The sequence below is a fragment of the Streptomyces sp. C10-9-1 genome, assembly GCF_024497955.1.
Classification (GTDB): Bacteria; Actinomycetota; Actinomycetes; order Streptomycetales; family Streptomycetaceae; genus Streptomyces; species Streptomyces sanyensis.
In genome coordinates this window covers 66,093-90,941 of sequence record NZ_JANHKP010000006.1, presented here as the reverse complement: position 1 = coordinate 90,941, position 24,849 = coordinate 66,093, and the positions used below count along the sequence as shown (strand labels likewise).

Here is a 24,849-nt window from a genome sequence, read left to right as displayed (position 1 = left end):
CACGTCACCCGTCCGCCGTCACCCGCCCGCCGCCCCGTCCGCCCGCCCGGGAGCGGCGGCGATCCCCGGGCGGCAGGCAGGCATGGATGCTTCAATGCCGGAGTGAACGAACTCGACGTGGTCCAGGTCTTCTGCTCCGGCGACGGCCGGTTCGGGAACGCGGTCGCGGTGGTACGCGACCCACGGCGCCACCCCGACCGGCGGTCCCGGCAGGCACTCGCGGCCGAACTCGGCCTCGGCGGTTGCGTGTTCGTCGACGACCCCGAGCGGGGGGAGCTCGATGTGCACACGCCGCCGAAGCGTCCCGCCTTCGCCGTCGGCCCGCTGCTCGCGGCCGCCTGGCTGCTGGACCTGGAGGCCGTGCACCCCGCGGGCGGCGAGGTGTGGGCCCGGCACGACGGCGAGTTCGCCTGGGTGACCGTCCGCGCGGAGCCCGCGCCGTGGACGCTGCGCCGCTACGGCACCCCGGCCGAGGTGGACGCGCTGCCCCTCCCGCCGCCGGGGCGGGGGCCGCTGTACGCCTGGGCCTGGGAGGACGAGTCCGCGGGCCGGGTGCGGGCCCGCTCCTTCCCGCGCGGCGGGGGCGCCGACGAGGAGGAGGCGACCGGCTCCGCGGCCGTGCTGCTGACCGACCTGCTCGGGCGGGCGCTGAACATCATCCAGGGCCGCGGGTCGCAGATCCTCTCCGCGCCCGGACCGGACGGCGTCGTGGAGATCGGCGGCCGGGTGCGGCTCGCCTCCCCGGCCGCCGAGCCCGCGAGGACCCAGGGCCCCGCCGCCCTGCGGATCGCCCCGGTGGAGCGCGGCACCCGCTCCCGGCTCCCGCACACGGTGGCCGTGCCGGGGCCGGTCTCCGCCCCCTGAGGCGGCCGCGAGCGCGTCGTCCCGCCCGCACGGCGCGTCGGCGGCCGCCGGGCGCGTCCGCGCGGGCCCGCGGCCGAGGGCTTCCGAGGGGGACGGGCACGGGAGTGCCCCGGGGGTTCAGGCGCTGAGCGGGAACTCCCGGTCCAGCTCCCGCAGGACCGCCCCGTTGAAGGCGAAGGCCCCGCGGCACTCCTCGACGATCCGCTGCCGGACCAGCTCGTCGGCCCGGACCGCGTCGAGCAGCTCGCGGTAGGTCCGCTTGAAGGCCGCGGGGCTGGCGACCTCCTCGAAGACGTAGAAGCGGACCCCGTCGCCCTTGCGTGCGAAGCCCCAGGTGCGCTCGGCCCGGTCGCGGATGATCTGGCCGCCGGAGAGGTCGCCCAGGTAGCGCGTGTAGTGGTGGGCTATGTAGCCCGCCGGCCAGGTGCGCGTGCACTCCTCGATCCGCGCGGCGTAGGCCGCCGTCGAGGGAAGGGCGGTCAGCCCCTCCCGCCAGCGTCCGCCGCGCAGGTGCGCCAGGTCGCGCTCCAGCGCGGCCGTCCGCATCAGCTCGGGCCGCACGAACGGCCCGGCGACCGGGTCCCGGGCCAGGCGCCCGGCGCCGTCCTCCAGGGCGCGGTAGACGAACCACAGCTGCTCGGTGTACCGGGCGAAGGCCTCGACGCCGAGCGAACCGCCGAGCATGCGGGCCATGAAGGGGGACGCCTCCGCCTCGGCGTGCTGCTCCTGCGAGGCGACACGGATCTGCGTCGAGAAGGGCGTGTCCACTGCGGAACCTCCGGTGCCGGAAAGGGCGGGCAGGCAGTAGGGATCCTCGTGCCGAGGTCCACCCGAGTCAACAGGTCCCCGGCCCGTCCCGCCTCCCCGCTGCCCGCCGGACGCACTCCCGCCGGGCCCCACCCCGCCCCGGCCGCGAGGGACGGCAGGGGCCCGCGCCGTCACGGCAGGGGCCCGCGCACCGTCACGGCAGGGTCAGGATCTCCGCCCCCGTCGCGGTGACCACCAGGGTGTGCTCGAACTGCGCCGTGCGCCTGCGGTCCTTGGTGACGACCGTCCAGCCGTCCTCCCACATGTCGTACTCGTGCGTCCCCAGGGTCAGCATCGGCTCGATCGTGAACGTCATCCCCGGCTCCATGACCGTCGTGGCGTGCGGGGCGTCGTAGTGCGGGATGATCAGGCCGGAGTGGAAGGACGTGTTGATGCCGTGGCCCGTGAAGTCACGCACCACCCCGTACCCGAACCGCTTGGCGTAGGACTCGATCACCCGCCCGATGACGTTGACCTGGCGGCCCGGCTTCACTGCCTTCACGGCCCGGTTCAGGGACTCCCGCGTCCGCTCCACCAGCAGCCGGGACTCCTCGTCCACGTCGCCGCAGAGGTAGGTCGCGTTGTTGTCCCCGTGCACACCGCCGATGTAGGCCGTCACGTCGAGGTTCACGATGTCCCCGTCGCGCAGCACCGTGGAGTCGGGGATGCCGTGGCAGATCACCTCGTTGACCGAGGCGCACAGCGACTTGGGGAAGCCGCGGTAGCCCAGGGTGGACGGGTAGGCGCCGTGGTCGCACATGAACTCGTGTGCCACACGGTCGAGTTCGTCGGTGGTCACGCCGGGGGCGATGTGCTTCGCGGCCTCCTCCATCGCCTGCGCGGCGATACGCCCCGCGACACGCATCCGCTCGACGGTGTCGGAGTCCTGGACCTCCGGACCGGAGTACGGGGCCGGTGCGGGCCTCCCCACGTACTCGGGACGCCGGATGGAGCCGGGGACGGAGCGGGCGGGAGAGATCTCCCCTGGTACGAGCAGCGACTGGCCAGACATGCGAGCGAGTCTAACCAGCCGGGGTGGGGCAGCATGGCCTCAGAGGAAGGAGCCCCACATGCCCCTGTTCAAGAAGCGCACGGTCGGCAAGCCCGGCGAGTGGTACTACTGCCTGGAGCACCGCAAGGTCGAGGAGGGACCGGAGTGCCCGGCCAAGGACCGCTTCGGGCCGTACCCGACCCGGAAGGAGGCGGAGCACGCGATGGCCACGGCCCGCGAGCGCAACCTGGAGTGGGAGAACGACCCGCGCTGGCACGACGCCCCGTCCGGGCCCGAGAGGGACGACCGGGAGCCGGGCGACTGAGCGCGCCGGTCCGCGCCCGCCTCAGCCCTCCGCCGGGGCGGCCGCCTCCTTCTGCGCCTTCCTGCGCAGCGCGTCCTCGTCCGTGCGGGCGTCGTAGGTCAGCAGCTTCGGCAGGGCGGCGGCCAGCAGCCCCACCGACACCACGCAGGCCAGCCCGCCGCTCCAGACGGCCGGGCGGGTCCCCGTCCAGCCCGCCATCGCCCCCGCCCGCACCTGCCCCAGCTGCGGACCGACGCTGTACGAGAGCACCTCGATGCCCGCCAGCCTGCCGCGCAGCTCCTCGGGCACCGTCTGGTTCCAGATCGTCGAGCGCCCCAGGCCGCTGAGCATGTCCCCGGCCCCGGCGACCGCCAGGCACAGCAGCACCAGCCACACGTCGTCGAACCGGCCCGCCGCGAAGACGGCCGCACCCCACCCCGCGGCGCCGAGGACCACCAGCAGGCCGTGCCGCCGCACCCGGGAGGTCCAGCCGCTGGTCAGGCTGAGCAGCACCGAACCGGCCGAGCCCGCCGCGTACATCAGCCCGAGCGACCACTCGGCGTCCAGCTCGTCGGCGAGGAAGGGGAAGATCGCGTTCGGGAAGGCGAAGAACATGGCCGCGAGGTCCACCGCGTAGGTGCCCAGCAGCACCGGCCTGCTCCACGCGTACCGGGCGCCCTGCGCGATGCCCCGCAGCGAGGGCCGGTCGGCGCCCGGCGCGGGCGGGGCGGGGGAGAGCCGCAGGCACAGCAGCACCGAGACGGCGAAGCCGGCCACCGTGACCGCGTACGCCGTGCCGTGGCCCGCGTAGGCGACCACGAGCCCCGCCAGCGCGGGCCCGGCGACCGCCCCGAGCTGCCACCGCAGGGCGTTCAGCGCGGCCGCGGCCGTCAGCTGGTCGTGCGGCACGATCCGGGCCAGCAGGGAGTCCAGCGCCGGGCGCTGGAGCCCGGCGAGCGCCGAGACCCCCGCCGCGACCAGGTACAGCGGCCACAGCAGCGGCTGCGGCAGCAGCGCGTTCACCAGCAGCACCAGCGCGAGGAAGCCCAGCCCGGCCTCGGTCCACAGGATCAGCCTGCGCCGGTCGACCGCGTCGGCCAGGGCCCCTCCGTACAGCCCGAAGACCACCAGCGGCACCAGCTCGACGGCCCCCATCGCGCCGACGGCGAGCGGCGACCCGGTCAGTTCCTTGATCTGGAGCGGCAGGGCGACCAGCGCCATGAAGCTGCCGAAGTTGGTGATCAGCCCCTGGACCCAGAGCAGCCGGAAGTCGGGAGAAGAGCGCCAGGGGGACAGGTCGGGCAGCAGCGAGGAGGACACGAAGGGCCATGCTCGGCGCCGCGTCGCGGGCGGGCAACCGAATTACCCCGGTGCCGCGCGGGCGGGCACCGGCCCCGCCGCGCCCCTCACCACGGCTCGGGCGGCGGGGCCGTCAGCCGGTCCGCCAGGCGCGACAGGCGGTCGCGGAACCGGCGCCGCCCCGCGCCGCCCCGCGGTCCGGGCACCCCGTTCTCCCCGGCCGCCGCGCTCACCAGGTGCTGCACCGTGTCCAGGTCGACCTCGGCCGAGCCCGGAACCGTCAGGGCCTCGTGCGCGAGGCCCCGCACCTCGGGTTCGCCGCCCTCCAGGGCCAGGACCGTCGCCCCCGCCCGCCGGGCCCCGTGCACCCGCTCCAGCACCTCCGCCCCCGGTGCCGCCGGCGCCACCACCAGGAGCGTCTCGCCCCGCCCCGCGGCCTCCAGCCGCCCGAGCCCCACCGCCAGGTGCGAGGGGGCACCGGTGCCCACCCGGTGGCGCACCAGCGTCGGGGCGAGCTCGGGACGCCCCGACCAGGCCGCCTCGTCCACCAGATGGGCCGCCAGGTGCCACGGCTCGTACGCCTCGGTGCCCACCAGCAGCAGGCCCCCCGGCCGGTGCCCGGCCGCCGTCCGCAGCACCCCGGCGAAGCGCCGGGCGGCCGCGGGCCACTCCGTCCCGGCGAGCACCTCGCGCAGCAGCGCGACCCGTACGGCATCCATGGCCCGGCATCCTGCACCCCGCCGGCCGGGCCGCGGGCCCGAACGGACCCGATCTCACCCGTTCGGGAGCGGGACCCCGGCGATAAGGTCGGGCCATGACTTCCCACGACGCAACGGGCACCGCCGCCACCCCCGCCAAGGCCCCGGCCAAGGACCCCTGGGACCTCCCGGACGTATCCGGTCTCGTCGTCGGTGTCCTCGGCGGCACCGGCGACCAGGGACGCGGCCTCGCCTACCGGCTGGCCCGGGCCGGCCAGAAGGTCGTCATCGGCTCGCGGGCCGCCGACCGGGCCGAGGCGGCGGCCGCCGAACTCGGCTTCGGTGTGGAGGGGGCCGACAACGCGGAGTGCGCGCGGCGCAGCGACATCGTCATCGTGGCCGTCCCCTGGGACGGGCACGCCCCCACACTGGAGGCGCTCCGCGAGGAACTGGCCGACAAGATCGTGGTCGACTGCGTCAACCCGCTCGGCTTCGACAAGAAGGGCGCCTACGCCCTGAAGCCGGAGGAGGGCAGCGCCGCGGAGCAGGCCGCCGCGCTCCTGCCCGGCTCCCGGGTGACCGCCGCCTTCCACCACCTGTCCGCGGTGCTCCTCCAGGACGCGTCCGTCGAGGAGATCGACACCGACGTGATGGTCCTCGGCGAGTCCCGTGCCGACACCGACGTCGTGCAGGCGCTCGCCGCCCGCATCCCCGGGATGCGCGGGGTGTTCGCCGGGCGGCTGCGCAACGCCCACCAGGTCGAGTCGCTGGTGGCCAACCTTATTTCGGCCAACCGCCGCTACAAGGCCCACGCCGGACTGCGGGTGACCGACGTCTGAGCGGAACCCCGCCGACCGCCCGCCCCCGCAGCGGGGGCGGGCCGCGAGGGCCCGCCGGGCCGCCCCGCGGGCGGCATGGGGGACACTGGAGCGGACGTACCCCGCAGCACCCGGACAGGAGCCGCCCCCCATGCCCCGCCTCGCCCTCTACTCCCTGATCGTCTGCGTGCTCGCCGTGGCCGCGGCGGTCCTCTCCTTCGTGCAGGGCATGTGGATCGGCGTCGTCTGGGTGCTGCTGGCCGGGGTCTCCTCCAACATGGCCTGGTACTACCTGCGCCGGGACCGGGCGCGCAGGGCCGCCGGCGAGGTCTGAGCCGCCGGCCCCGCCGCTCCCGCCCGGAGCCTCAGCCGGGCAGCGGGGCGAGGCAGAAGGAGCCCTCCCCCTCCCAGAAGCGGAACAGCTCCCGGCCGCAGTAGGCCGCCTCGGGGGGAACGCCCAGGGCCTCCATCACCGTGTAGACCCCGTCGAAGAAGGCCGCGTTCACCCCGGGAATCCACAGCACGGCGAAGACCGCCAGCAGCCCGTACGGGGCGTACGGCGCCAGTCGGCGCCGCAGCCCGGAGGACAGCCAGGGCTCCACCACGCCGTACCCGTCCAGGCCCGGCACCGGGAGCAGGTTCAGCACCGCGGCCGTCACCTGGAGCATCGCCAGGAACGCCAGCGCGAACAGGAACGGCACCGGCACCCCCGCCAGGGCGCCCGCCCAGAACGGCGCCGTGCACGCGAGGGCGAACACGACGTTCGCCAGCGGTCCCGCGGCGGAGACCATGCTGTGCCGCAGCCGCCCTCGGATGCGGTGCCGCTCGATGTACACGGCTCCGCCCGGCAGACCGAAGCCGCCCATGATCACGAACAGCACCGGCAGCACGATGCTCAGCAGGGCGTGGGTGTACTTCAGCGGGTTCAGCGTGAGATAGCCCTTGGCCGCGACCGAGAGGTCCCCGCCGTGCAGCGCCGTGCGGGCGTGCGCGTACTCGTGCAGGCACAGCGAGACGATCCACGCCGACAGCACGAAGACGAAGACCGCCGGGCCCGGTGCCGCCGGGACACCGCTCCACACCGCCCAGCCCGACACCGCGGCGACCGCGGCGATCCCGAGGAAGACGGGGCTGATCCGGCGGTCGGCACGGCGCGCGGCGGCGGTGGTCATGGTGCGGCTCCTGGGTGGGGAGACGGGGCGGGTCACGGCCGGGCCCGGGCCGTACGGCGGACACGGGGGGAACGCCGCCCGGCCACCCGGGGTTCCCCGCGGGCCCCGCACCGCGCCATGGGCGGGGCCCGCCCGGCGCCCCCCGTCCCGGCCGTCGGGAACAATGGGCGGGTGCGCATCACTCTCCTCGGCACCACGCAGGCCGTCCGCGACGACGGCACCGCCGCCGCGCTCGGCGGCGCCCGGCTGCGGACCCTGCTCGCGGTCCTCGCGCAGCGGCCGGGGCGGGCGGTGCCCGCGGCCCGCCTCGTGGAGGAGGTGTGGGACGGGGATCCGCCGCGCGACGCCCACGGGGCCCTCCAGGCCCTGGTCGGCCGCCTGCGCAGGGCCCTGGGCCGGGACGCCGTGGCCTCCGCCGACGGCGGCTACCGGCTCTGCGCCGACCCCGAGGACGTCGACCTCCACCGCTTCGAACGGCTCACCGCCGAGGGGACGCGCGCCCTCGCCGACGGCGACCCGGTCAAGGCGGCGGCCCTGCTCGACGACGCGCTCGCCCTGTGGCGCGGTCCGGCCCTGGCCGACCTCCCCGGCCGCGCCGCGGCCGCGGCGCGCTGGGAGGCGCGCAGACTGGACGCCCGCAGGGCCCGGCTGGGCGCGGCCCTCGCCCTCGGCCGCGCCGGGGACGCCGCCGCGGAGCTGGCCGACCTGTGTGCGGCGCACCCCCTGGACGAACCCCTCCAGGCCCTGCGCATCCGGGCGCTGCGCGACGCTGGCCGCCCCGCCCAGGCCCTCGCCGCCTACGAGGAGGTGCGCCGGAGCCTCGCGGACCGCCTCGGCACCGACCCGGGGCCCGAGCTCACCGCCCTGCACGCCGGACTGCTCGCCCCGCCCCCACCGCCGCCGGCACCGCCCGCCGCCCCGGCCCGTGGCAACCTCAGGGCCCGCCTCACCAGCTTCGTCGGCCGCGAGCCCGAACTGCTGGCCCTCGGCGGCGACCTCGACGCGGCACGGCTGGTGACGCTCCTCGGGCCGGGCGGCGCGGGCAAGACCCGGCTCTCCCAGGAGGCAGCGGAGGCCCTCGGCGACCGCTGGCCCGACGGCGTCTGGATGGCCGAGCTCGCCCCCGTCGACGATCCGGCGGCCCTGCCCGAGGCGGTCCTCACCGCCCTCGGCGGCCGGCGGACCGTGCTGCGCGGGGCGGGGGCCCAGGAGCTGCGGGCCGCCGACCGGCACGGCGACGACGCGCTGCACCGGCTGGCCGAGCACTGCTCGGGCCGCCGGATGCTGCTGCTTCTGGACAACTGCGAGCACCTGGTGGAGGCCGCGGCCCTGCTCGCCCAGCGGCTCCTGGAGGACTGCCCGGGGCTCGCCGTCCTCGCCACCAGCCGCGAACCGCTGGGTGTCCCGGGAGAACTGCTGCGCCCCGTGGACCCGTTGCCCGACCCGGTGGCGGTGCGGCTCTTCGCCGACCGCGGGGCCGCGGTCCGGCCGGGCTTCCGCGCCGACGCCGACGAGGCGACCGCCCGGGCCGTCGCCGAGATCTGCCGACGGCTGGACGGCCTGCCGCTGGCCGTCGAACTCGCCGCCGCCCGGCTGCGGATGCTCACCCCGCGCCAGATCGCGGACCGCCTCGACGACCGCTTCCGCCTCCTGACGACGGGCAACCGGACCGCGCTGCCCCGCCAGCAGACGCTGCGGGCCGTCGTCGACTGGTCCTGGGACCTGCTGACCGCGGCCGAGCGCGCCGTCCTGCGCCGCCTGTCGGTGTTCGCGGGCGGCTGCGCCCTCGCCGCCGCCGAGGCGGTCTGCGCGGACCCCGCCGCGGACCCCGCGGAGACCGGGGCGCCCGCGCCCGAGCGGCAGCGGACCGGCGCCGACGGCGCCGGGGCCGTCGCCGGGGCCGAGGTCGCCGGCCTCGTCGGGGCACTGGTGGACAAGTCCCTGGTGGTCGCCGAGCCCGACGACGGCGGGGCGATGCGCTACCGGCTGCTGGAGACCGTCGCCGAGTACGCGGCGAACCGGCTCGACGAGGCGGGCGAGCGCGCCGCCGCCGAGCGGCGCCACCTCGCGTACCACCGCGAGCTGGCACGCACCGCCGACCCGGTCCTGCGGGGCCCGGAGCAGCACCGGGCCCTCGCCCTGTTCCGCCGGGAGTACGAGAACCTGCGCGCCGCGCTGCGCCGGGCCACCGCCCTGCGGGCCGAGCACGAGGTGCTGAGTCTGGTGCTCTCCCTGGCCTGGTACTGGCAGATGCGCGACCTGCGCGGCGAGGCACGCCAGTGGTCCGCCGCCGCGGCCGCCCTGCACGAGGACCCGTTCGCCGAACCCGTCCGCCCGGCGCCGCCGCTCGCGGGCCGGTGCACCGACGGGCCCCCGCCGTTCCCGCCCTCGGTGCTGGCCGAGGCCCGGCGCCAGAACGCGCTGATCCGGATGGCCGCCATGGACCACCACGCGGAGGACTGGACCTCGCCCGGGGCACAGGAGTGGCTCCGCCGGGTCGTGCGGACCTACGAGCCGCCGTCGCTGCCGCAGCTCGCGCGCTTCCCCGGCTCCCTCGCCTTCTTCGCCGTCCTGCTCACCGGCGACGGCGAGGACGTCCGGCGCACCCTCGACGCCTCGGTCCGCACCGCCGAGGAGCAAGGGGACGACTGGGCCCTCGCGGCCGTCCTGCAGCAGCGGGCGAACCTCCTGGCCAACCGGGCCCACTGGGCGGGTGACGCCCTGCAGGACGCGGACCGCAGCCTCGCCCTGTTCCGGGACCTGGGGGACGCCTGGGGCATCGCCGAGTCCCTGGCCTCACGGGCCGAGGCCCACGAGCGGCGAGGCGGCTACGACGAGGCCGCCGCCGGCTTCCGCGCCGCGATCGGGCACGCCGAGCGGCTGGGCGCCGAGAGCCAGGCGGCGCTGCTGCGCACACGGCTGGCCGCCGTGCTGGTCGAGACCGGCGTGTACGGCGAGGCCGAGGCCATCCTGCGGGCCGTGGTCGAGGCCGAGGGCGAGAGCAACGAGGCCCTTCCGGCGGCCCGGCTGGTGATCGCCATGCTCTACACCCGCACCGGGCGCACCCCCGAGGCGCGCACCCAGCTCGGCCTGCTGGCCGCGGAGATGAGCGGCGACACGCTGGTCCTCTTCCACGGCATGGTCGTCGGCTACCTGGCCTGGCTGGACGTGCTCGACGGCCGCTTCGCCGAGGCGCTGGAAGGAGCACGGGCCGCCCTCGATCCCGCGCTGGACCGGCTGTCGCTGATGGTCGCCCCCCAGCTCCCCGCGCTGCACGTGCTCACCGCCGCCTGCGCCCTCCTGCGACTGGGCGGCCCGGACCGGGCGTCGGCCGGGGTGCGGCTGATCGGGGCCCATCCGGGCCTGCTGCCGCCCGGGCACGTGCCCACCGCCGTCGAGCGGGAGCAGCTGGAGTACGCGGAGCGGGCCGGACGGGCCGCACTCGGGGACCGCTTCGAGACGCTGAGGGCCGAAGGCGGGCGCCTGGCGCCGGAGGAGGCGGCCGCCCTGGTGCGCGCCGCGGGCGCGCCCGGGGGCTGAGCCCGGCCGCACCCGCGGCGTGTTCAGGTCTTGCGCCGGAACCTGCTGATCGCCAGCGGCGCGGTGACGAGGGTGATCGCCGCGGCCCAGGCCAGCGTCATCCCCACCGGGCCGGCGACCGGACCGCCGTTGATCAGGCCGCGGGCGGCATCGGCCAGGTTGGACAGCGGGTTGAGGTCGGTGAACGTCTCCAGCCAGCCCGGCATGGTCTCGGTCGGTGTGAAGATCGACGAGCCGAACTGGAGGGGCATCAGGACCAGCATGCCCATGCCCTGCACCGCCTGGGCGTTCTTCATGGTCAGCCCCATCAGCATGAAGATCCACATCAGCGAGGTGCCGAAGAGCAGGGACAGCCCGACGGCGCCGAGCAGCCCGAACACGGAGGTGTCGATCCGAAGGCCGATCGCGAAACCCACGGTCAGCAGGATGCTGATGGCGATGAGCATCCGCCCGGCCTCCACCACGAGCTTGGCGACGAGCACCGAGGACCGGGCGATGGGCAGCGTGCGGAAGCGGTCCATCACGCCCTTGCGGAAGTCGTCGTTGATACCGGTCCCGACGGCCATGGCGATGTTCATGCCCATCATCGCCATCAGCCCGGGCACCAGGTAGTTGACGTACTCCTGCTGGTTGCCCTTGCCGGAGATCGCCCCGCCGAAGACGTAGACGAACAGCAGCGTGAAGACGATGGGCATCACCACGACGTCGGCCATCAGCTCCGGGTCCTGGCGGATCTGGAGAGCGTTGCGCCGCACCAGGGCGCCGATGTGCCGCAGACCGGCCCGCGGGGAGATCCGCCCCTCGGACGGCGGCGCGAGGGCGGCGGGGACGGCGGGGGCGGGGCGGGTCGCCGCGCTCATGCGGCCACCTCCTCGGGGACGGGCCCGGCGGCGGTGCCGTCCGTCTCCGGCCGCCGGCCGGTGACGGCGAGGAACACCTCGTCCAGGCTGGGCAGTTCGGTCGAGATGTGAGTGAGGGGGAATCCGCGGTCACCCAGCAGACCCACCACGGCGGTCAGCTGGAGGTCGCTCAGCACGGGAACGTGCAGCTCCCCCTCCTCCCGGAGCGTGCGCACCCCGGGAGACGCGTCGAGGCCCGCCGCCCTCACCGCGGTTGCCATGGCGTCCAGGCGCCCGGGGTCGTCGGGGCGGACCACCAGCGTGCGGCCGCCGACCCTGGTCTTGAGTTCGTCCACGGTCCCGCCGGCGATGACCCGGCCGCGGTCCACGACCGTCAGCTCGTCGGCCAGCTGCTCGGCCTCCTCCATGTACTGGGTGGTGAGCAGCACGGTCGCCCCCTCGGCGACCAGGTGCCGGACCTCGTCCCACACCTCGTTGCGGGTCCGCGGGTCGAGGCCGGTGGTGGGCTCGTCCAGGTACAGCACCGCGGGGCGGCCGATCATCGACGCCGCGAGGTCCAGGCGCCGGCGCATCCCGCCGGAGTACTCCTGGGCCGGGCGGCGGGCCGCCCCGGTGAGGGAGAAGCGCTCCAGCAGCTCGTCGGCCCGGCGCCGGGCGTCCCGGCGGGACAGGTCGAGCAGCCGCCCGATCATGTACAGGTTCTCCCGGCCGGAGAGCTTCTCGTCCACCGAGGCGTACTGGCCGGTCACCCCGATGGCGCGGCGCAGCCGACGCGGCTCGCGCAGGACGTCGCACCCGGCGACGACGGCGGTCCCGGCGTCCGGGCGGACGAGCGTGGACAGGCAGCGGACGAGGGTGGTCTTGCCGGCGCCGTTCGGCCCGAGGACGCCGAGCACCGTGCCCTCGCGGACCTCCAGGTCGACGCCGTCCAGCGCCTTCGTCTCGCCGTAGTGCTTCACGAGGCCCCTGACCTCGACGGCGATGCGGTCGTTTCGTCTCATGCCCCCACGCTGACGGACGGCGCCGACAGATCACCGACAGGCGCCCGACAGGACGCCGACCGGTCCCGGGCGGCGTCGCACCGGCCCGTCGGCGCCGACGCGCCGGGGACGGCGACAGCCCGCCGACGGGGGATGATCGGCGGGCTGTCGGTGGTGCCGCGGTGGTCAGTGGAAGGTGTGCTCCTCGGCGGGGAAGGCCCCGCCGGCGACGTCCTCGGCGAAGGACCGGGCCGCGTCGCCCAGCGACCGCCGCAGGTCCGCGTACTGCTTGGTGAACCGGGGCACCTTGCCGCCGGTCAGGCCCGCCATGTCCGTCCACACCAGGACCTGCGCGTCGGTGCCCGCACCCGCGCCGATGCCGATGGTCGGGATGTGCAGCGAGCGGGTCACCTCGGTCGCCACCTCCGCGGGCACCAGCTCCAGCACGACGGCGAAGGCGCCCGCGTCCTGGGCGGCCTTGGCGTCCCGCAGCAGCCGGTGGGCCGCCTCGTCACCGCGGCCCTGCACCCGGTAGCCCATGGTGTTCACCGACTGCGGCGTCAGCCCCAGGTGGGAGACGACGGGGATGCCCGACTCGACGATGAGCCCGGTCTGCTCCAGCGACCGCTCCCCGCCCTCCAGCTTCACCGCGCCCACACCGGCCTCCTTGACCAGCCGGGTCGCGTTGCGCAGGGCCTGCACCGGCCCCTCCTGGTACGAGCCGAACGGCAGGTCGCCGACCACCAGGGCGCGGCGGGTGCCGCGGACCACGGCGGCCGACAGCAGCGTCATCTCGTCCATCGTGACGGGCACCGTCGTGTCGTAGCCGAGGTGGCAGTTGCCCATCGAGTCCCCGACGAGGATCACGGGGATGCCCGCCTCGTCGAAGACGGACGCGGTCATGGCGTCGTAGGCGGTGAGCATCGGCCACTTCTCACCGCGCTCCTTGGCGGCCGTGACGTCGTGGACCGTGATGCGGCGGGACTGCGTACCTCCGTACAGCGCCTTGCTGCTGTCGGACGGGCGGCCCGCGCCCTGATTCTGCGCAGACTGAAGCGTCATGTCTGTCCGGCTCCTCATGTCATCTCGAGGCGCCCTGACGGCGTCCCCGGATCCCCTCCATGGTGGCACCTCGTGCCGTCGGCGGGGAAGGGGGCGGGTCCCCCGCTCGGCGGGACCCGGTCCGCCGCACCCGGCCGAGCCGAATATGAGCGTTCTGTCACAGCCTTACCACCTGGGCGGACACCAGGAACCCTGCTCCGGCGCCGACCGTCATCGCTCGTGTACGGCCGCTCCCGGACGGTGGGGGCGGCGGGGGTTCATCGCCTAGGGTGCGCAGAGTTCGGATCTTCCCGGACCCGGGCGCAGGGGGCGCGGGACCGGTGTGACGGAAAGGCAGTGAGGACACTCCATGGCGCAGGCGGAGACGGCGGAGACGGCCAACGGCGCGGAGGGCCCCCGACCGTCGGGCGGCGCCCGCCTGCGGGCCCTGCTACGCGGCCGTCCGGGGGACCGGGGAATCTGGCGGCGCGGGATCCTCCTCGCCGCCGCGGCCGTGCTCCTCGCCCTGGTGATGGTCCTCCACGCCCGCATCCCCAACCGCGTCGGCAACCTGGGCAGCCTGGTGGAGACCTTCCTGCCCTGGTTCGGGCTGCTCGTGCCCCTGATCCTGCTGGGCGCGGTGCTGCGCCGCTCGGCCACCGCCCTGGTGGCGCTGCTGCTGCCACTGGTCGTCTGGCTGAACCTGTTCGGCGGGCTGCTGACCGGCAAGTCCGCGGCGGACGGCGGTGACCTGACCGTCGCCACCCACAACGTCAACGCCGGCAACCCCGACCCGGCCGGCACCGCCCGCGAGGTGGCCGCCTCCGGAGCCGACGTCCTCGCCCTCCAGGAGCTGCCCGCCGGGCAGGTGGCGGTCTACGAGGAGGCCCTGGCCGCCACCTACCCGTACCACGCGGTCGAGGGCACCGTCGGACTGTGGAGCAGGTACCCGCTGTCCGGGCAGGCGCCGGTGGACATCGGGCTCGGCTGGGTGCGCGCCATGCGCGCCACCGTCACCGCCCCGGGCGGAGCGGTCGAGGTGTACGTCGCCCACCTGCCCTCGGTACGGGTCAAGCTGAACGCCGGCTTCACCGCCGGGCAGCGCGACGCCAGCGCGGACGCCCTGGGCGAGGCGATCGCCCGCGCCCGCCACGACCGGGTGGTGCTGCTCGGCGACCTCAACGGCACCATGAACGACCGCTCGCTCAACGCCGTCACCTCGCAGATGCGCTCCACGCAGGGAGCCGCCGGGGACGGCATGGGCTTCACCTGGCCGGCCGCCTTCCCGATGGCGCGCATCGACCAGATCATGGTCCGCGGGATGGAGCCCGTGGCCTCCTGGTCGCTGCCGAGCACCGACAGCGACCACCTGCCGATCGCGGCCCGGGTCGGTTTCTGAGGGCGCCCGGGGCCGGTCAGCCGCGCGTGGTCTCCCGCCAGCGGTTGGTGATGGGCAGGCGCCGGTCCTTGCCGAAGCCCTTGGCGGAGATCTTGGTGCCCGGCGGGTACTGGCGCCGCTTGTACTCGGCCGTGTCCACCATCCGCAGCGTCCTGGCCACCAGCTCCTCGTCGAAGCCGGCCGCCACGATCGCGTCCTTGCCCTGGTCCCGGTCCACGTACAGCTCCAGGATCCGGTCCAGCACCTCGTAGTCGGGCAGCGAGTCGGTGTCCACCTGGCCCGGGCGCAGCTCCGCGCTCGGCGGCTTGGTGATGGACGCCTCCGGGATCGGCGGGGTCTGCCCCCGCTCCCCGGCGGACCGGTTGCGCCACCGGGCGAGCCGGAACACGGTCGTCTTGTAGACGTCCTTGATCGGCCCGTAGGCGCCGACCGAGTCGCCGTACAGCGTCGAGTAGCCCACGGCCAGCTCCGACTTGTTGCCCGGCGCGAGGACGATGTGGCCCTCCTGGTTGGAGAGCGCCATCAGCAGGGTGCCGCGCAGCCGGGACTGGAGGTTCTCCTCCGCCAGGCCGCTGAGCCCCAGCGCCCCCATGTACGCGTCGAACATCGGCTCGATCGGTACGGTGCGGAAGTGCAGCCCGGTGCGCCGGGCCAGCTCGGCGGCGTCGCCCTTGGAGTGCTCGGAGCTGTACTTCGACGGCATCGAGACGCCGTACACGTTCTCCGCGCCGACCGCGTCGCAGGCGATCGCGGCGACGAGCGCCGAGTCGATGCCCCCGGACAGCCCGATCAGCACCGAGCGGAAGCCGTTCTTGGCGACGTAGGCGCGCAGGCCGACCACGAGTGCGGTGTAGACCTCCTCGTCGTCGTCCATCCGCTCCGCGTACCCGCCCGGGGGCTCGGCCTCGTAGGGCGCCAGGGGCTGCTCGGAGAGGACCACCCGCTCGACGCGGAGACCGTCGTCGACCACCCCGGTCACCGGGTCGTCCGCGGCGGCGGGCAGGTCCAGGTCGACCACCACGCAGCCCTCGGCGAACTGCGGCGCCCGCGCAACGACCTCGCCGTCCGGGCCGACCACGATCGAGTCGCCGTCGAAGACCAGCTCGTCCTGGCCGCCGGTCATCGCGAGGTAGGCGGTGGTGCACCCGGCCTCCTGGGCCCGCTTGCGCACCAGCTCCAGGCGGGTGTCGTCCTTCTCCCGCTCGTAGGGCGAGGCGTTGACCGACAGGAGCAGACCGGCTCCCGCGCTGCGGGCGGCGGGCACCCGGCCGCCGTCCTGCCAGAGGTCCTCGCAGATGGCGAGCGCCACGTCCACCCCGTGCACCCGCACCACGGGCAGGGTGTCGCCCGGCACGAAGTAGCGGAACTCGTCGAAGACGCCGTAGTTCGGCAGGTGGTGCTTGGCGAAGGTGAGCCGCACCTCGCCGCCGTACAGCACCGCGGCCGCGTTGCGCGGTGCACCCGCGGGCTGCCCGAACCGGGGCTGCGCCTCCTCCGAGCGGTCGAGGTAGCCGACGACCACGGGGAGCCCGCCGAAGCCCTCGTCCGCCAGGCGGACCGCCAGCGCCCGCAGCGCGGAGCGGGAGGCGTCGACGAAGGAGGACCGCAGGGCGAGGTCCTCGACGGGGTAACCGGTCAGCACCATCTCGGGGAACGCGACGAGGTGCGCTCCGCGTTCGGCGGCGTGCCGGGTCCAGTGCACGACCGACTCGGCGTTGCCGGCGAGGTCGCCGACGGTGGAGTCGATCTGGTTCAGGGCGAGGCGAAGTTGAGGCACGGCCCCAGTGTAATCGTCGTTCTGACGCGATACCCCCCGGAGTGGGGCGGATCACGTGCCGGGCGCCGGTCCGCCGGTGCGGACCTCCGGTGGGCCCCGGCGCCCCCGCCCCCGGCTCGCACCGGGGGCAGGGGCGCCGGGAGGGGTGCCCCGGCGGCCGGTCAGCGCGGCCCGCTGGCCGCGTAGACCCGCTCCGCCCAGGCGGCGATCTCCGGCTCGCTCAGGTGCTGGGCGAGGTCGGCCTCGCTGATCATGCCGACCATCCGCTTGTTCTCGATCACCGGCAGGCGCCGGATCTGGTGGTCCTGCATCTCCCGGAGCACGTCGCCGACGTCGGCGCTCGCCTCGATCCAGCGGGGCGTGCCCTGGGCCATCTCTCCTGCCGTCACCCGGGACGGGTCGTGGCCCATGGCCACGCAGCCGACGACGATGTCCCGGTCGGTGAGGATCCCGCACAGCCGTTCCTGGCTGTCAGCGATGGGCAGTGCGCCCACGTTCAGCTCGCGCATCAGCTGCGCGGCGCGGTCGATGGTCTCGTGCGCGGGGATCCACTGGGCCCCGGGGTGCATGATGTCCTTCGCCGTGGTCATGGGCCGGCCTCCTGGAAGTCGGGTGCCTGGATGCGGTCTGCCCCCGAGCCACCCCATATTCTGCGCGCGCCGTGCGGCGCCCGCGACCGCTGGCCTCGCGGCCCCGTGCGCACCGCCCCGGCCGCGGCCCCCGCACCGCCCCGCCCCGCGGTGGAGGGAACCGCGGGCCCCGCCCCGTGCCGCCGCCCGGACCGGACGGCGGTACGGGGCCGGGGCGCGCCGCGGGCTCAGACCAGCGGCTGGGCGCCGCGTGCCCGGAGCATGTCGACCATCAGCTCCACCTCGGAGCGCTGGCCCAGGACCATGGTCCGCGCCAGATTCCGCTCCACGGTCACCTCGCACCGCTCCACGCACCCCTCGGCCATGGCCACGCCGCCGTTGTGGTGGTTGATCATCAGCTGGAGGAAGCGGACCTCGGCCTCCCTGCCGCTGAGCTCGCCCAGCTGCCGCAGCTCGGCCTTGGTCGCCATGCCGGGCATCAGGCGGCCCTCCTCGGCGGCCGCGTCGTGCCCCCCGTGACCCGAGCCGTCGGCCTCGCGCATCCAGGCCATGGGCTCGGCGCCCGACTCGATCTTCGGCAGGCCCCACAGGTCCAGCCAGCCCAGCATCATCCCGCGCTGGTTGGCCTGGGTGTTGGCGATGTCGTACGCGAGGCGCCGCACCTCCTCGTCGTCGGTGCGCTCCCGCACGATGAACGACATCTCCACGGCCTGCTGGTGGTGGACGGACATGTCCCGGGCGAACCCGGCCTCGGCCGAGGCCGCGTCGGGCGTGCCGTCCGCGGACGCCCCGCCGGCGGACGCCACGGTGGCCGCGCCCGCGAACAGCAGCGCCAGGACGACCGCCGCGACGGCGGCCCAGTGCGTGCGCGTCATGGCCGTCACTTCCCGCTCAGCCCGCCCGTGCAGGCGGCGCCCGGCTCGGGCGTCTGCGGGCCCTGGAGGTACTTGGTGAAGAACTGGTCCACCCGCGGGTCGTCGGCCGAGTCGACCGTCACCTGCTTGCCCCAGGCGCTCAGCATGATCGCGCCCTTCTGGTCCTTGTACGGGCTCATCAGCGAGAAGGGCGTCTTCTCCACCTTCGCGGCCAGCTTCTTCACCTGGCCCGCGTCGGCGGCGTCGGTGTAGGTGACCCACACGGCGCCGTGCTCCAGCGAGTGGACGGCGTTCACCTCGGGGATCTCCTCGGTGTAGACGTCGCCGTCGCAGTTCATCCACACCGGGTTGTGGTCGCCGCCGACCGGGGGCCGCATCTCGTAGGAGACCGGCGTCTGGACGTGGTTGCGGCCGAGCTCCTGTGCGTCCCAGGTCTGCTCGCCCTTCACCGGGGCCTTGGCCGCGGCCTCCTTCTCCTCCTTCTCCTGCGACTCCTTGTTCAGGACGTAGCCGCCGAAGCCCACGAGGGAGGCGACCACGACCGCGCTGATGCCGACGGTCAGGAAGCGGTTGCGGCGCTCACGCGCCTGTTCGGCCCGGCGCATCTGCTCTATGCGGGCCCGGCGGTCGTTGCTCGACGTGTGCGAAGACATGGTGGATCGTCCTTCGTGACGGGGGTTCTGCGGGGGTGGTGGTGCGTGACGTGCGGCGTGCGGGCCGTCTACGCCCGCAGCACCTGAAGGACGTGCAGATCCGGGGCGCGGGGCAGGGCCCCGGCCCGCCGCGGTCCGCCGGTGGAGGCGGCCGGGGCGGTGAAGGGGGGCTCGGCGGCCGCCTGGAGCGGCGCGTCGAGCGGCGGTGCGGTCAGCACGGCGGGGTTCATCGCCGGCTTCAGTCCGCAGTCCCCGCGGCCGAAGGGGCAGGTGAACGTCGCGGTGTGACCGTGGTCGCGATCGGCGGCGGTGGACACGGCGGGCCCTGCGGCCCCCCGGTGGTCCGCCACCGGTGCCGGCCCCGCGGGGCCCAGGCAGAGGAAGAGCGCGCCGAGGAGCGTCGCCACGGAGCTCAGCAGAGCCGTGGGACGCGTGCCGCGCCGGACGCGGTGACTCCGCGAACCCCTCATGGCCGAGATCGTAGCCGCGGGTGGGCGGGGCAGGTCCAGACGGGGGAGGGAATCCCGCCGCCCCGCCTGAGGGACAAGCGGCGCGAACCCCCGCAAGGGGGCCGTGCGCCGCGGTGCCGGGGCCCGGTGTCCCGGCACGGGGGGCCGCCGCCCTTCCGCGGCGGAGCCGAGGGACCCCTCGGGGTCGTCTCCCGGTGCCCTCTGACACACAATGGCCTCAGCCGCGGTGCGCAACGCGCCTGAAACCCGGGGATGGCATCCTCGGGGGCGGCAGCACGCGGCGGACCGGCAACGATGGGTGGAATTCTCGAATGGACAAGCAGCAGGAGTTCGTGCTCCGCACGCTCGAAGAGCGCGACATCCGCTTCGTGCGCTTGTGGTTCACCGACGTGCTCGGTTTCCTGAAGTCCGTCGCCGTCGCCCCCGCCGAGCTGGAACAGGCTTTCGACGAGGGCATCGGCTTCGACGGCTCGGCGATCGAGGGCTTCGCGCGCGTATACGAGTCGGACATGATCGCCAAGCCCGACCCGGGCACCTTCCAGATCCTGCCGTGGCGTGCCGAGGCCCCCGGTACCGCCAGGATGTTCTGCGACATCCTCATGCCCGACGGCTCCCCGTCCTTCGCCGACCCCCGGTTCGTGCTGAAGCGCGCCCTCGCTAAGACCTCCGACCTGGGCTTCACCTTCTACACCCACCCGGAGATCGAGTTCTTCCTGCTCAAGGACAAGCCGGTGGACGGCAGCCGGCCCACACCCGCCGACAACTCCGGCTACTTCGACCACACCCCCCAGAACGTCGGCATGGACTTCCGCCGCCAGGCGATCACGATGCTGGAGTCCATGGGCATCTCCGTCGAGTTCAGCCACCACGAAGGTGCCCCGGGCCAGCAGGAGATCGACCTCCGCTACGCCGACGCCCTGTCCACGGCCGACAACATCATGACCTTCCGCCTGGTCATGAAGCAGGTGGCGCTGGAGCAGGGGGTGCAGGCCACCTTCATGCCCAAGCCCTTCTCCGACCACCCCGGTTCGGGGATGCACACCCACCTCTCGCTCTTCGAGGGCGACCGCAACGCCTTCTACGAGTCGGGCTCCGAGTACCAGCTCTCCAAGGTCGGCCGCTCCTTCATCGCCGGGCTGCTGCGCCACGCCGCGGAGATCTCGGCGGTGACCAACCAGTGGGTCAACTCCTACAAGCGCATCTGGGGCGGCTCCACCCGCAGTGCCGGGGCGGGCGGCGAGGCCCCCTCCTACATCTGCTGGGGCCACAACAACCGCTCCGCACTGATCCGGGTGCCCATGTACAAGCCGGGCAAGACGGGCTCGGCGCGCATCGAGGTCCGCTCGCTGGACTCCGGCTGCAACCCCTACCTCTCGTACGCGGTCCTGCTCGCCGCCGGGCTCAAGGGCGTCGAGGAGGGCTACGAGCTCCCCGCGGGCGCCGACGACGACGTCTGGGCCCTCTCCGACTCCGAGCGCCGCGCCATGGGCATCACCCCGCTCCCGCAGAACCTGGGCGAGGCCATCGACCTCATGGAGCGCAGCGAGCTGGTGGCGGAGACGCTGGGGGAGCACGTCTTCGACTTCTTCCTGCGCAACAAGAAGCAGGAGTGGGAGGAGTACCGCTCCGAGGTCACCGCCTTCGAGCTGCGCAAGTCCCTGCCGGTGCTGTAAGCGCAGGTCAGAGCGGTCTGAGCCCGGAACCGGCGATCAGGGCCGACGGTCGCGAACCGTCGGCCCTGATCCGTCTCAAGATGTGTTCCTCGGCGAGGCCGAAGATCTCGCCCCGGCGGAGCCCGCAGCCGCTGCCGCTATCGACCATGGCCCGATAGCGCTCCGGGAGGGCGGAGCGGACCGACGAGAGGCGCCGGGCGGACCACGGCTTCACGCGTGGCGGTGCCGGCGCCGGTGGACGAACCGAGCGGGACTTGCGCGGATTCCCGGCGAGCAGCTCGTCGTCCTCGGCCGCTGCGAGGACGGCCGAGACGCTGGCGAAGATGACACGCCGGCCGACTTCACCTACGTGGCCACCTGGGTCGGCACCGTCTAGCACCGTCTGTCGCCTTCGTCGTCGATGTCTTCTCCCGCAAGATCGTCGGCTGGCGGGCGGCGGACCATATGCGTACCGGGCTCGTGCTGGACGCGCTGGAGATGGCGATCTGGTCCCGCGACCGCGAAGGACTCGGTGACCTGGACGGACTGGTGCATCACAGCGACGCCGGCAGCCAGTACCCAGCGATTCGCTACACCCGGTGCCTGTCCGAAGCCGGGGCCGCCCCGAGTGTCGTCGGCGACGCACTCGACAACGCGCTCATGGAGTCCACGATCGGCCTTTCAAGACCGAGACGATCAAGCCCGGTGGCTTGTGGCGAACCCTCGACGACGTCGAGCCAGCCACGCTGACCTGGGTCAACTGGTACAACAACCGGTGCCTGCACAGCTCGATCGGCGACCTCCCACCCACCGGGTACGAGACCGTCCACTACCGTTCACCCCAGACCGCCACCGCAGCCTGAGAACCAGACAACCCCGCCTCCGGCAAACCCAGGGCGGTTCAGAAACGCCCCGCGCCTCGCGACTCGGATCCGCAGCCGGGCGGGGCGTGACGCCGGCCGTGTCAAGCTCCAAGCGGTCAGCCTTGCTGCAGTGCGGCGAGACCCTTCTGCATGTCTTCCGTGTTCATCACGGGCTGGATCTCGATCTTCGCGCCGAGTCCCTCAAAGAGCGGCTCCGCGATCGTGGGGAGCAGGGAACTGTCCTGCATGTCGAAGACGAAGGTGCAGGACCGCCCGCCCTCGCTCGGGCCGAAGTAGGCCGCCTCGGGCTTGAGTAGTTCTGCCATCGACTGCATGGTCTTCGCCAGCGTGCCGTTCTTCACTGCCGCATTCGACATCTGCGTGTCCAGATGCGCTCTCAGCATGACCCTCATCGCACGCACTCCTTCCGCCCACCGCGACCGGCACGGTCTCATCCGCGCTCGCAGAGACCCGGTGACGTCCCGCTCAGCCTCTCCGCGAGCAATCGGGGCAGCAACATCTCATCCTCCTTCTGTGTCGGGACTGCACATCGTCCGGTGTAACTCCCGATCAAGGAAGATGCACCGATGACCAGTAGCGACTTGTCAGCGCAGGCAGGGTGGTGCATGCCATTCGGTGAGGGCAGCAGCCTGAAGGGCGGGTCTGTCGGGTTGGCAGCGGGGTGCGATGGCGGAGAGTAGTACCGTCGGTGGCGAAGCCTAAGGGCGGTGCAGAGTCGGGCGTCTCCGGGCCGTCGCGGGGCGCGGTCCGGCGGCCGGTGGCCGTGCGGGCGGGGCCCGAAGGCCCCGGGTGGGGCGTCCCGGCTGCAACGGGACGCCCCACCCGGGGGCCGCGGCGGTGGTCAGATGGTGGCGGCGAGCCAGCCGACGGTCTCGGTGGTGTGCTTGCCGTCGCTCTTGACGCTGCCGGCGTTGACCTCGTTCAGCCGGATGAGGAACCCCGTGGGGGTGACGTCGTGGACGCGGATGCCCGGCGTCTCCGGCCCGTTGAAGGTCTGGGTCAGCGGCAGCACCACGACCTGGGAGCCCTGCGGGAACGGCGTCGGGAACGTGACCCGGGTGAAGGTCGAGGTGTTCCCGCCGACGGTCTCCACGGCGTCGCCGGAGTTGAGGTCGATCCTGCCGGTCTGGATCAGGCTCATGGCCCGTCCTTCCTGTTCGTTCGAGGTTCTCCGCCCCGCCCGTAGGGGGCGGCCGACAGGACTCTGGTCACCTTCCGGGCGGTTCATGCCGGGCGACTACCAACGAGTGAACACATTCCGGACATCCCGGCTCCGGTGGCGGGAGTGCAGGTGGCCGGCCCGGGAAGCACCCGTGCTCCGGGGCGGGCCGCCGCCGCACGCGTCCCCCGGCCCGGCCCCCGGCCGCCGTCCCCGCAGGCGGCCGCGGGAGGAGCTTGGCCGGTTCCGATCGCCCCGGGACGTGCGCAGAGCCCACAGGGCACGCCGCCCCCGGTCCCGGCCGCTCCGCCGGCGGCCCCGGTGCCCCGGGGATGCGGCCCGGGCGCGGTGCACCGACCCTGGAGAGACGTCGACAACCGCGTCGAGGAGGAACATCCATGTCCATGATGGACAAGCTCAAGAGCATGCTCAAAGGACACGAGGACCAGGCCGGCCGGGGCGTCGACAGAACCGGCGACACGGTCGACAAGAAGACCCAGGGCAGGTACGAGGACCAGGTCGACACGGCCCAGGACCGTATGAAGGACCAGTTCGGCCGCGGGGAGCAGCCGCCGCAGTGACGCCCGGACCGCGGGGCCCGGACCGGGGAGCCGCCCCGGCCCGGGCCCCGCGGCGGGCCGCCCCCGGCGGCGCCTACGTCCGCGCGTCCGGCTCCCACTCCTGTGCGAGCAGTCCGAGCAGCACCTCGTCCAGGAACTCGCCCAGCACCCACGCCGAGGAGCGCAGCACGCCTTCGCGGACGAAGCCGTTGCGCTCCGCGGCGCGCAGCATCGCGAGGTTGTCCGACAGCGTCTCCATCTGCAGCCGCCGCAGGCCGCGCACGACGAAGCCGTAGCGGCACAGCACCGCCACCGCGTCCGAGCCGTAGCCCCTGCCGCGGGAGGCGGGCAGCAGACTCAGACCGAGGTGCGCGGACCGGTTGTGGTCGTCGATCCCCCACAGCGTCGCGGTGCCGACCAGGGTGCCGCCGTCCAGCTCCACCACGGAGAACGGGACATGCCCCTCCTCCGCTCCGTCCACCGCGAGCCGCGGGTCCTTCGCCCCCGGCGAGACCGGCCGCCATGCTCCGCTCTCCGCACGCGAGGCGGTGACCACGTCGTCGTAGAGCTCGGCCCGCAGGACCGGGATGTCGTCCTCGTGCCGGGCCCTGAGCCCGACCGTGCTGCCTCGTAGCATGCGGGCTTCCTATCCGGCCGGACCGCACGGCGGCAACGCGTTATCGGGCGGCCCGCCCCGGTGCCGCCGAGGCGGGCGGCCTGCGGAACAGCGCCGTCCGGAGGAAGTGCCCGCCGAAGACCGCCGAAGCCCCCGGCTCGTCGCGCGTCCGCCGCAGCAGGGCCTCCTCCGGGTCCCGGAAGACACGGCGCGGTTCCTCAGCGGTGCAGGCGAGTCCGCCGCCCGGGCCGCCCTCCCGGTACGGCTCCCCGTCCGGCAGCTCGGACCCCATGCCCCCGGAGGCGAAGCAGGCCGGCGAGAAGAGGCCCCCGGGCGGGGCCGGAGCGCCCCCGCCGGGCGTCCGCCGGTGACGGCACTCAGCGCTCGGGCAGCGGGGAGGGCGCCTCCTGGACGCACCAGGAGTTGCCGTCCGGGTCCTTGAAGAACAGGAAGGAGTTCCACTCCTCGCCCGGACCGTCCTCCCAGCCCCGCTCGCCGACGTGCTGGACCGGTGTGACGGGGACACCGCGCTCCGCGAGCGCCGCGTGCGCCGCGGCGATGTCCGTCACGCACAGCTGGAGCGCGTGGAGCGACCCGGGTGCCATCGCGGGCTGCTCCGGGTGGTTCGGCATCCCGCTCATCAGGACGACCGAGCACCGCGAACCCGGCGGGGTGAGCTGGACGATCCGCATGCCGGGAGCGACCTCCTGGTCGAGGTCGACACGGAAGCCCACCGCCTCCGCGTAGAAGGCCTTCGCCCGGTCCACGTCCGTCACGGGCACCTGGGCGACTTCGAGGGTCAGGTCCACGGGGGTTCCTCTCGGGTGCTGGGGGACGGCC

General features: G+C 74.3%; 27 protein-coding genes and 1 pseudogene. 10 read left to right on the top strand and 18 right to left on the bottom strand.

Annotated features, from left to right (window positions below):
- Positions 1–102 precede the first annotated feature (102 nt).
- Positions 103–864, top strand: coding sequence for a PhzF family phenazine biosynthesis protein (locus NPS70_RS10190; RefSeq protein ID WP_256523799.1), 762 nt, complete (start codon positions 103–105; stop codon positions 862–864).
- Between the two features lie 117 nt (positions 865–981).
- On the opposite strand, the gene NPS70_RS10185 is transcribed toward NPS70_RS10190, so the two are convergent.
- The gene (locus tag NPS70_RS10185; RefSeq protein ID WP_256523798.1) at positions 982–1,632 is read right to left on the bottom strand and encodes a biliverdin-producing heme oxygenase; all 651 of its coding nucleotides are present in this window, start codon (positions 1,630–1,632) and stop codon (positions 982–984) included.
- A gap of 193 nt (positions 1,633–1,825) precedes the next feature.
- Positions 1,826–2,683 carry a type I methionyl aminopeptidase gene (map, locus tag NPS70_RS10180; RefSeq protein ID WP_256523797.1) on the bottom strand — a complete coding sequence of 286 codons (858 nt, stop codon included), beginning with the start codon at positions 2,681–2,683 and terminating at the stop codon, positions 1,826–1,828.
- Positions 2,684–2,741: 58 nt separating this feature from the next.
- Between map and NPS70_RS10175 the strand changes: the two genes are divergently transcribed.
- Positions 2,742–2,987, top strand: a complete 246-nt coding sequence (locus NPS70_RS10175) for a hypothetical protein (RefSeq protein ID WP_256523796.1) — start codon at positions 2,742–2,744, stop codon at positions 2,985–2,987.
- A gap of 21 nt (positions 2,988–3,008) precedes the next feature.
- On the opposite strand, the gene NPS70_RS10170 is transcribed toward NPS70_RS10175, so the two are convergent.
- Together NPS70_RS10170 and NPS70_RS10165 are read right to left on the bottom strand one after the other, a co-directional pair.
- Positions 3,009–4,286, bottom strand: coding sequence for an MFS transporter (locus NPS70_RS10170; RefSeq protein WP_256523795.1), 1,278 nt, complete (start codon positions 4,284–4,286; stop codon positions 3,009–3,011).
- Positions 4,287–4,372: 86 nt separating this feature from the next.
- A complete protein-coding gene (locus NPS70_RS10165; RefSeq protein WP_256523794.1) occupies positions 4,373–4,984 on the bottom strand; it encodes a hypothetical protein in 612 nt (203 codons plus the stop codon).
- 95 nt (positions 4,985–5,079) lie between these two features.
- Here NPS70_RS10165 and npdG point away from each other — a divergent pair, with 95 nt between their 5' ends.
- Entirely contained in the window at positions 5,080–5,802 is a 723-nt protein-coding gene (npdG, locus tag NPS70_RS10160; protein ID WP_256523793.1) for an NADPH-dependent F420 reductase, read from the top strand.
- Between the two features lie 130 nt (positions 5,803–5,932).
- Entirely contained in the window at positions 5,933–6,115 is a 183-nt protein-coding gene (locus NPS70_RS10155; protein WP_256523792.1) for a hypothetical protein, read from the top strand.
- A gap of 31 nt (positions 6,116–6,146) precedes the next feature.
- On the opposite strand, the gene NPS70_RS10150 is transcribed toward NPS70_RS10155, so the two are convergent.
- The gene (locus tag NPS70_RS10150) at positions 6,147–6,953 is read right to left on the bottom strand and encodes a site-2 protease family protein (protein ID WP_256523791.1); all 807 of its coding nucleotides are present in this window, start codon (positions 6,951–6,953) and stop codon (positions 6,147–6,149) included.
- Between the two features lie 171 nt (positions 6,954–7,124).
- Here NPS70_RS10150 and NPS70_RS10145 point away from each other — a divergent pair, with 171 nt between their 5' ends.
- Positions 7,125–10,493, top strand: coding sequence for a BTAD domain-containing putative transcriptional regulator (locus NPS70_RS10145; protein ID WP_256523790.1), 3,369 nt, complete (start codon positions 7,125–7,127; stop codon positions 10,491–10,493).
- A gap of 23 nt (positions 10,494–10,516) precedes the next feature.
- Here NPS70_RS10145 and NPS70_RS10140 read toward each other — a convergent pair whose 3' ends face one another.
- The 3 genes from NPS70_RS10140 to panB form a co-directional block, all read right to left on the bottom strand.
- Complete coding sequence (locus tag NPS70_RS10140; protein ID WP_256523789.1) at positions 10,517–11,353, bottom strand: ABC transporter permease; 837 nt, start codon at positions 11,351–11,353, stop codon at positions 10,517–10,519.
- The gene (locus NPS70_RS10135; RefSeq protein ID WP_256523788.1) at positions 11,350–12,354 is read right to left on the bottom strand and encodes an ATP-binding cassette domain-containing protein; all 1,005 of its coding nucleotides are present in this window, start codon (positions 12,352–12,354) and stop codon (positions 11,350–11,352) included. Before NPS70_RS10135 ends, NPS70_RS10140 begins: the two co-directional genes overlap by 4 nt.
- A 165-nt stretch (positions 12,355–12,519) precedes the next feature.
- A complete protein-coding gene (gene panB, locus NPS70_RS10130) occupies positions 12,520–13,395 on the bottom strand; it encodes a 3-methyl-2-oxobutanoate hydroxymethyltransferase (protein ID WP_256523787.1) in 876 nt (291 codons plus the stop codon).
- A gap of 349 nt (positions 13,396–13,744) precedes the next feature.
- Here panB and NPS70_RS10125 point away from each other — a divergent pair, with 349 nt between their 5' ends.
- Positions 13,745–14,773, top strand: a complete 1,029-nt coding sequence (locus NPS70_RS10125) for an endonuclease/exonuclease/phosphatase family protein (protein ID WP_256523786.1) — start codon at positions 13,745–13,747, stop codon at positions 14,771–14,773.
- Between the two features lie 16 nt (positions 14,774–14,789).
- On the opposite strand, the gene NPS70_RS10120 is transcribed toward NPS70_RS10125, so the two are convergent.
- The 5 genes from NPS70_RS10120 to NPS70_RS10100 all read right to left on the bottom strand — a co-directional run bounded on the left by NPS70_RS10120 (position 14,790) and on the right by NPS70_RS10100 (position 19,075).
- Positions 14,790–16,550, bottom strand: coding sequence for an NAD+ synthase (locus tag NPS70_RS10120; protein ID WP_256523785.1), 1,761 nt, complete (start codon positions 16,548–16,550; stop codon positions 14,790–14,792).
- Between the two features lie 161 nt (positions 16,551–16,711).
- On the bottom strand, positions 16,712–17,140 hold the full coding sequence (locus tag NPS70_RS10115) for a CBS domain-containing protein (RefSeq protein ID WP_256523784.1): 429 nt from the start codon (positions 17,138–17,140) through the stop codon (positions 16,712–16,714).
- A 227-nt stretch (positions 17,141–17,367) separates the two neighbouring features.
- Positions 17,368–18,015, bottom strand: a complete 648-nt coding sequence (locus NPS70_RS10110; protein ID WP_256523783.1) for a DUF305 domain-containing protein — start codon at positions 18,013–18,015, stop codon at positions 17,368–17,370.
- A 5-nt stretch (positions 18,016–18,020) separates the two neighbouring features.
- On the bottom strand, positions 18,021–18,668 hold the full coding sequence (locus NPS70_RS10105) for a DUF3105 domain-containing protein (RefSeq protein ID WP_256523782.1): 648 nt from the start codon (positions 18,666–18,668) through the stop codon (positions 18,021–18,023).
- A 68-nt stretch (positions 18,669–18,736) separates the two neighbouring features.
- Positions 18,737–19,075, bottom strand: coding sequence for a hypothetical protein (locus tag NPS70_RS10100; protein ID WP_256523781.1), 339 nt, complete (start codon positions 19,073–19,075; stop codon positions 18,737–18,739).
- A 374-nt stretch (positions 19,076–19,449) separates the two neighbouring features.
- On the opposite strand from NPS70_RS10100, the gene NPS70_RS10095 reads away from it, so the two are divergent.
- The 3 genes and pseudogenes from NPS70_RS10095 to NPS70_RS28865 all read left to right on the top strand — a co-directional run bounded on the left by NPS70_RS10095 (position 19,450) and on the right by NPS70_RS28865 (position 21,653).
- A complete protein-coding gene (locus NPS70_RS10095) occupies positions 19,450–20,811 on the top strand; it encodes a glutamine synthetase family protein (RefSeq protein ID WP_256523780.1) in 1,362 nt (453 codons plus the stop codon).
- Between the two features lie 357 nt (positions 20,812–21,168).
- Positions 21,169–21,411, top strand: a pseudogene (locus tag NPS70_RS28870) (DDE-type integrase/transposase/recombinase); the annotation flags it as partial.
- Positions 21,390–21,653, top strand: a complete 264-nt coding sequence (locus NPS70_RS28865; protein WP_374211973.1) for an integrase core domain-containing protein — start codon at positions 21,390–21,392, stop codon at positions 21,651–21,653. The pseudogene NPS70_RS28870 and the gene NPS70_RS28865, both read left to right, overlap by 22 nt.
- Before the next feature lie 116 nt (positions 21,654–21,769).
- Here the strand turns inward: NPS70_RS28865 and NPS70_RS10085 are convergent, their stop codons facing one another.
- Both NPS70_RS10085 and NPS70_RS10080 read right to left on the bottom strand, forming a co-directional pair.
- Positions 21,770–22,066, bottom strand: coding sequence for a DUF3303 family protein (locus NPS70_RS10085; RefSeq protein ID WP_256523779.1), 297 nt, complete (start codon positions 22,064–22,066; stop codon positions 21,770–21,772).
- Between the two features lie 449 nt (positions 22,067–22,515).
- The gene (locus NPS70_RS10080; protein WP_256523778.1) at positions 22,516–22,815 is read right to left on the bottom strand and encodes a hypothetical protein; all 300 of its coding nucleotides are present in this window, start codon (positions 22,813–22,815) and stop codon (positions 22,516–22,518) included.
- Between the two features lie 416 nt (positions 22,816–23,231).
- On the opposite strand from NPS70_RS10080, the gene NPS70_RS10075 reads away from it, so the two are divergent.
- Complete coding sequence (locus NPS70_RS10075; RefSeq protein ID WP_256523777.1) at positions 23,232–23,414, top strand: antitoxin; 183 nt, start codon at positions 23,232–23,234, stop codon at positions 23,412–23,414.
- Between the two features lie 73 nt (positions 23,415–23,487).
- Here the strand turns inward: NPS70_RS10075 and NPS70_RS10070 are convergent, their stop codons facing one another.
- The 3 genes from NPS70_RS10070 to NPS70_RS10060 form a co-directional block, all read right to left on the bottom strand.
- Positions 23,488–24,030 (bottom strand): GNAT family N-acetyltransferase, encoded by a 543-nt coding sequence (locus tag NPS70_RS10070; RefSeq protein ID WP_256523776.1) that lies wholly within the window; start codon positions 24,028–24,030, stop codon positions 23,488–23,490.
- Between the two features lie 40 nt (positions 24,031–24,070).
- Entirely contained in the window at positions 24,071–24,301 is a 231-nt protein-coding gene (locus NPS70_RS10065; protein WP_256523775.1) for a hypothetical protein, read from the bottom strand.
- Positions 24,302–24,386: 85 nt separating this feature from the next.
- Positions 24,387–24,818 carry a VOC family protein gene (locus NPS70_RS10060; RefSeq protein ID WP_256523774.1) on the bottom strand — a complete coding sequence of 144 codons (432 nt, stop codon included), beginning with the start codon at positions 24,816–24,818 and terminating at the stop codon, positions 24,387–24,389.
- Positions 24,819–24,849: the final 31 nt, after the last annotated feature.

What these genes read in the sequence shown, in the direction of transcription:
- NPS70_RS10095 (WP_256523780.1), top strand. Translation starts at nt 19,450, where the DNA reads ATGGACAAGCAGCAGGAGTTCGTGCTCCGCACGCTCGAAGAGCGCGAC.
- NPS70_RS10140 (WP_256523789.1), bottom strand. Translation starts at nt 11,353, where the DNA reads ATGAGCGCGGCGACCCGCCCCGCCCCCGCCGTCCCCGCCGCCCTCGCG.
- NPS70_RS10070 (WP_256523776.1), bottom strand. Translation starts at nt 24,030, where the DNA reads ATGCTACGAGGCAGCACGGTCGGGCTCAGGGCCCGGCACGAGGACGAC.
- panB (WP_256523787.1), bottom strand. Translation starts at nt 13,395, where the DNA reads ATGACGCTTCAGTCTGCGCAGAATCAGGGCGCGGGCCGCCCGTCCGAC.
- NPS70_RS10105 (WP_256523782.1), bottom strand. Translation starts at nt 18,668, where the DNA reads ATGTCTTCGCACACGTCGAGCAACGACCGCCGGGCCCGCATAGAGCAG.
- NPS70_RS10110 (WP_256523783.1), bottom strand. Translation starts at nt 18,015, where the DNA reads ATGACGCGCACGCACTGGGCCGCCGTCGCGGCGGTCGTCCTGGCGCTG.
- NPS70_RS10080 (WP_256523778.1), bottom strand. Translation starts at nt 22,815, where the DNA reads ATGAGCCTGATCCAGACCGGCAGGATCGACCTCAACTCCGGCGACGCC.
- NPS70_RS10065 (WP_256523775.1), bottom strand. Translation starts at nt 24,301, where the DNA reads ATGGGGTCCGAGCTGCCGGACGGGGAGCCGTACCGGGAGGGCGGCCCG.
- NPS70_RS10085 (WP_256523779.1), bottom strand. Translation starts at nt 22,066, where the DNA reads ATGAGGGTCATGCTGAGAGCGCATCTGGACACGCAGATGTCGAATGCG.
- NPS70_RS10125 (WP_256523786.1), top strand. Translation starts at nt 13,745, where the DNA reads ATGGCGCAGGCGGAGACGGCGGAGACGGCCAACGGCGCGGAGGGCCCC.
- NPS70_RS10075 (WP_256523777.1), top strand. Translation starts at nt 23,232, where the DNA reads ATGTCCATGATGGACAAGCTCAAGAGCATGCTCAAAGGACACGAGGAC.
- NPS70_RS10165 (WP_256523794.1), bottom strand. Translation starts at nt 4,984, where the DNA reads ATGGATGCCGTACGGGTCGCGCTGCTGCGCGAGGTGCTCGCCGGGACG.
- npdG (WP_256523793.1), top strand. Translation starts at nt 5,080, where the DNA reads ATGACTTCCCACGACGCAACGGGCACCGCCGCCACCCCCGCCAAGGCC.
- NPS70_RS10150 (WP_256523791.1), bottom strand. Translation starts at nt 6,953, where the DNA reads ATGACCACCGCCGCCGCGCGCCGTGCCGACCGCCGGATCAGCCCCGTC.
- map (WP_256523797.1), bottom strand. Translation starts at nt 2,683, where the DNA reads ATGTCTGGCCAGTCGCTGCTCGTACCAGGGGAGATCTCTCCCGCCCGC.
- NPS70_RS10155 (WP_256523792.1), top strand. Translation starts at nt 5,933, where the DNA reads ATGCCCCGCCTCGCCCTCTACTCCCTGATCGTCTGCGTGCTCGCCGTG.
- NPS70_RS10175 (WP_256523796.1), top strand. Translation starts at nt 2,742, where the DNA reads ATGCCCCTGTTCAAGAAGCGCACGGTCGGCAAGCCCGGCGAGTGGTAC.
- NPS70_RS10115 (WP_256523784.1), bottom strand. Translation starts at nt 17,140, where the DNA reads ATGACCACGGCGAAGGACATCATGCACCCCGGGGCCCAGTGGATCCCC.
- NPS70_RS10135 (WP_256523788.1), bottom strand. Translation starts at nt 12,354, where the DNA reads ATGAGACGAAACGACCGCATCGCCGTCGAGGTCAGGGGCCTCGTGAAG.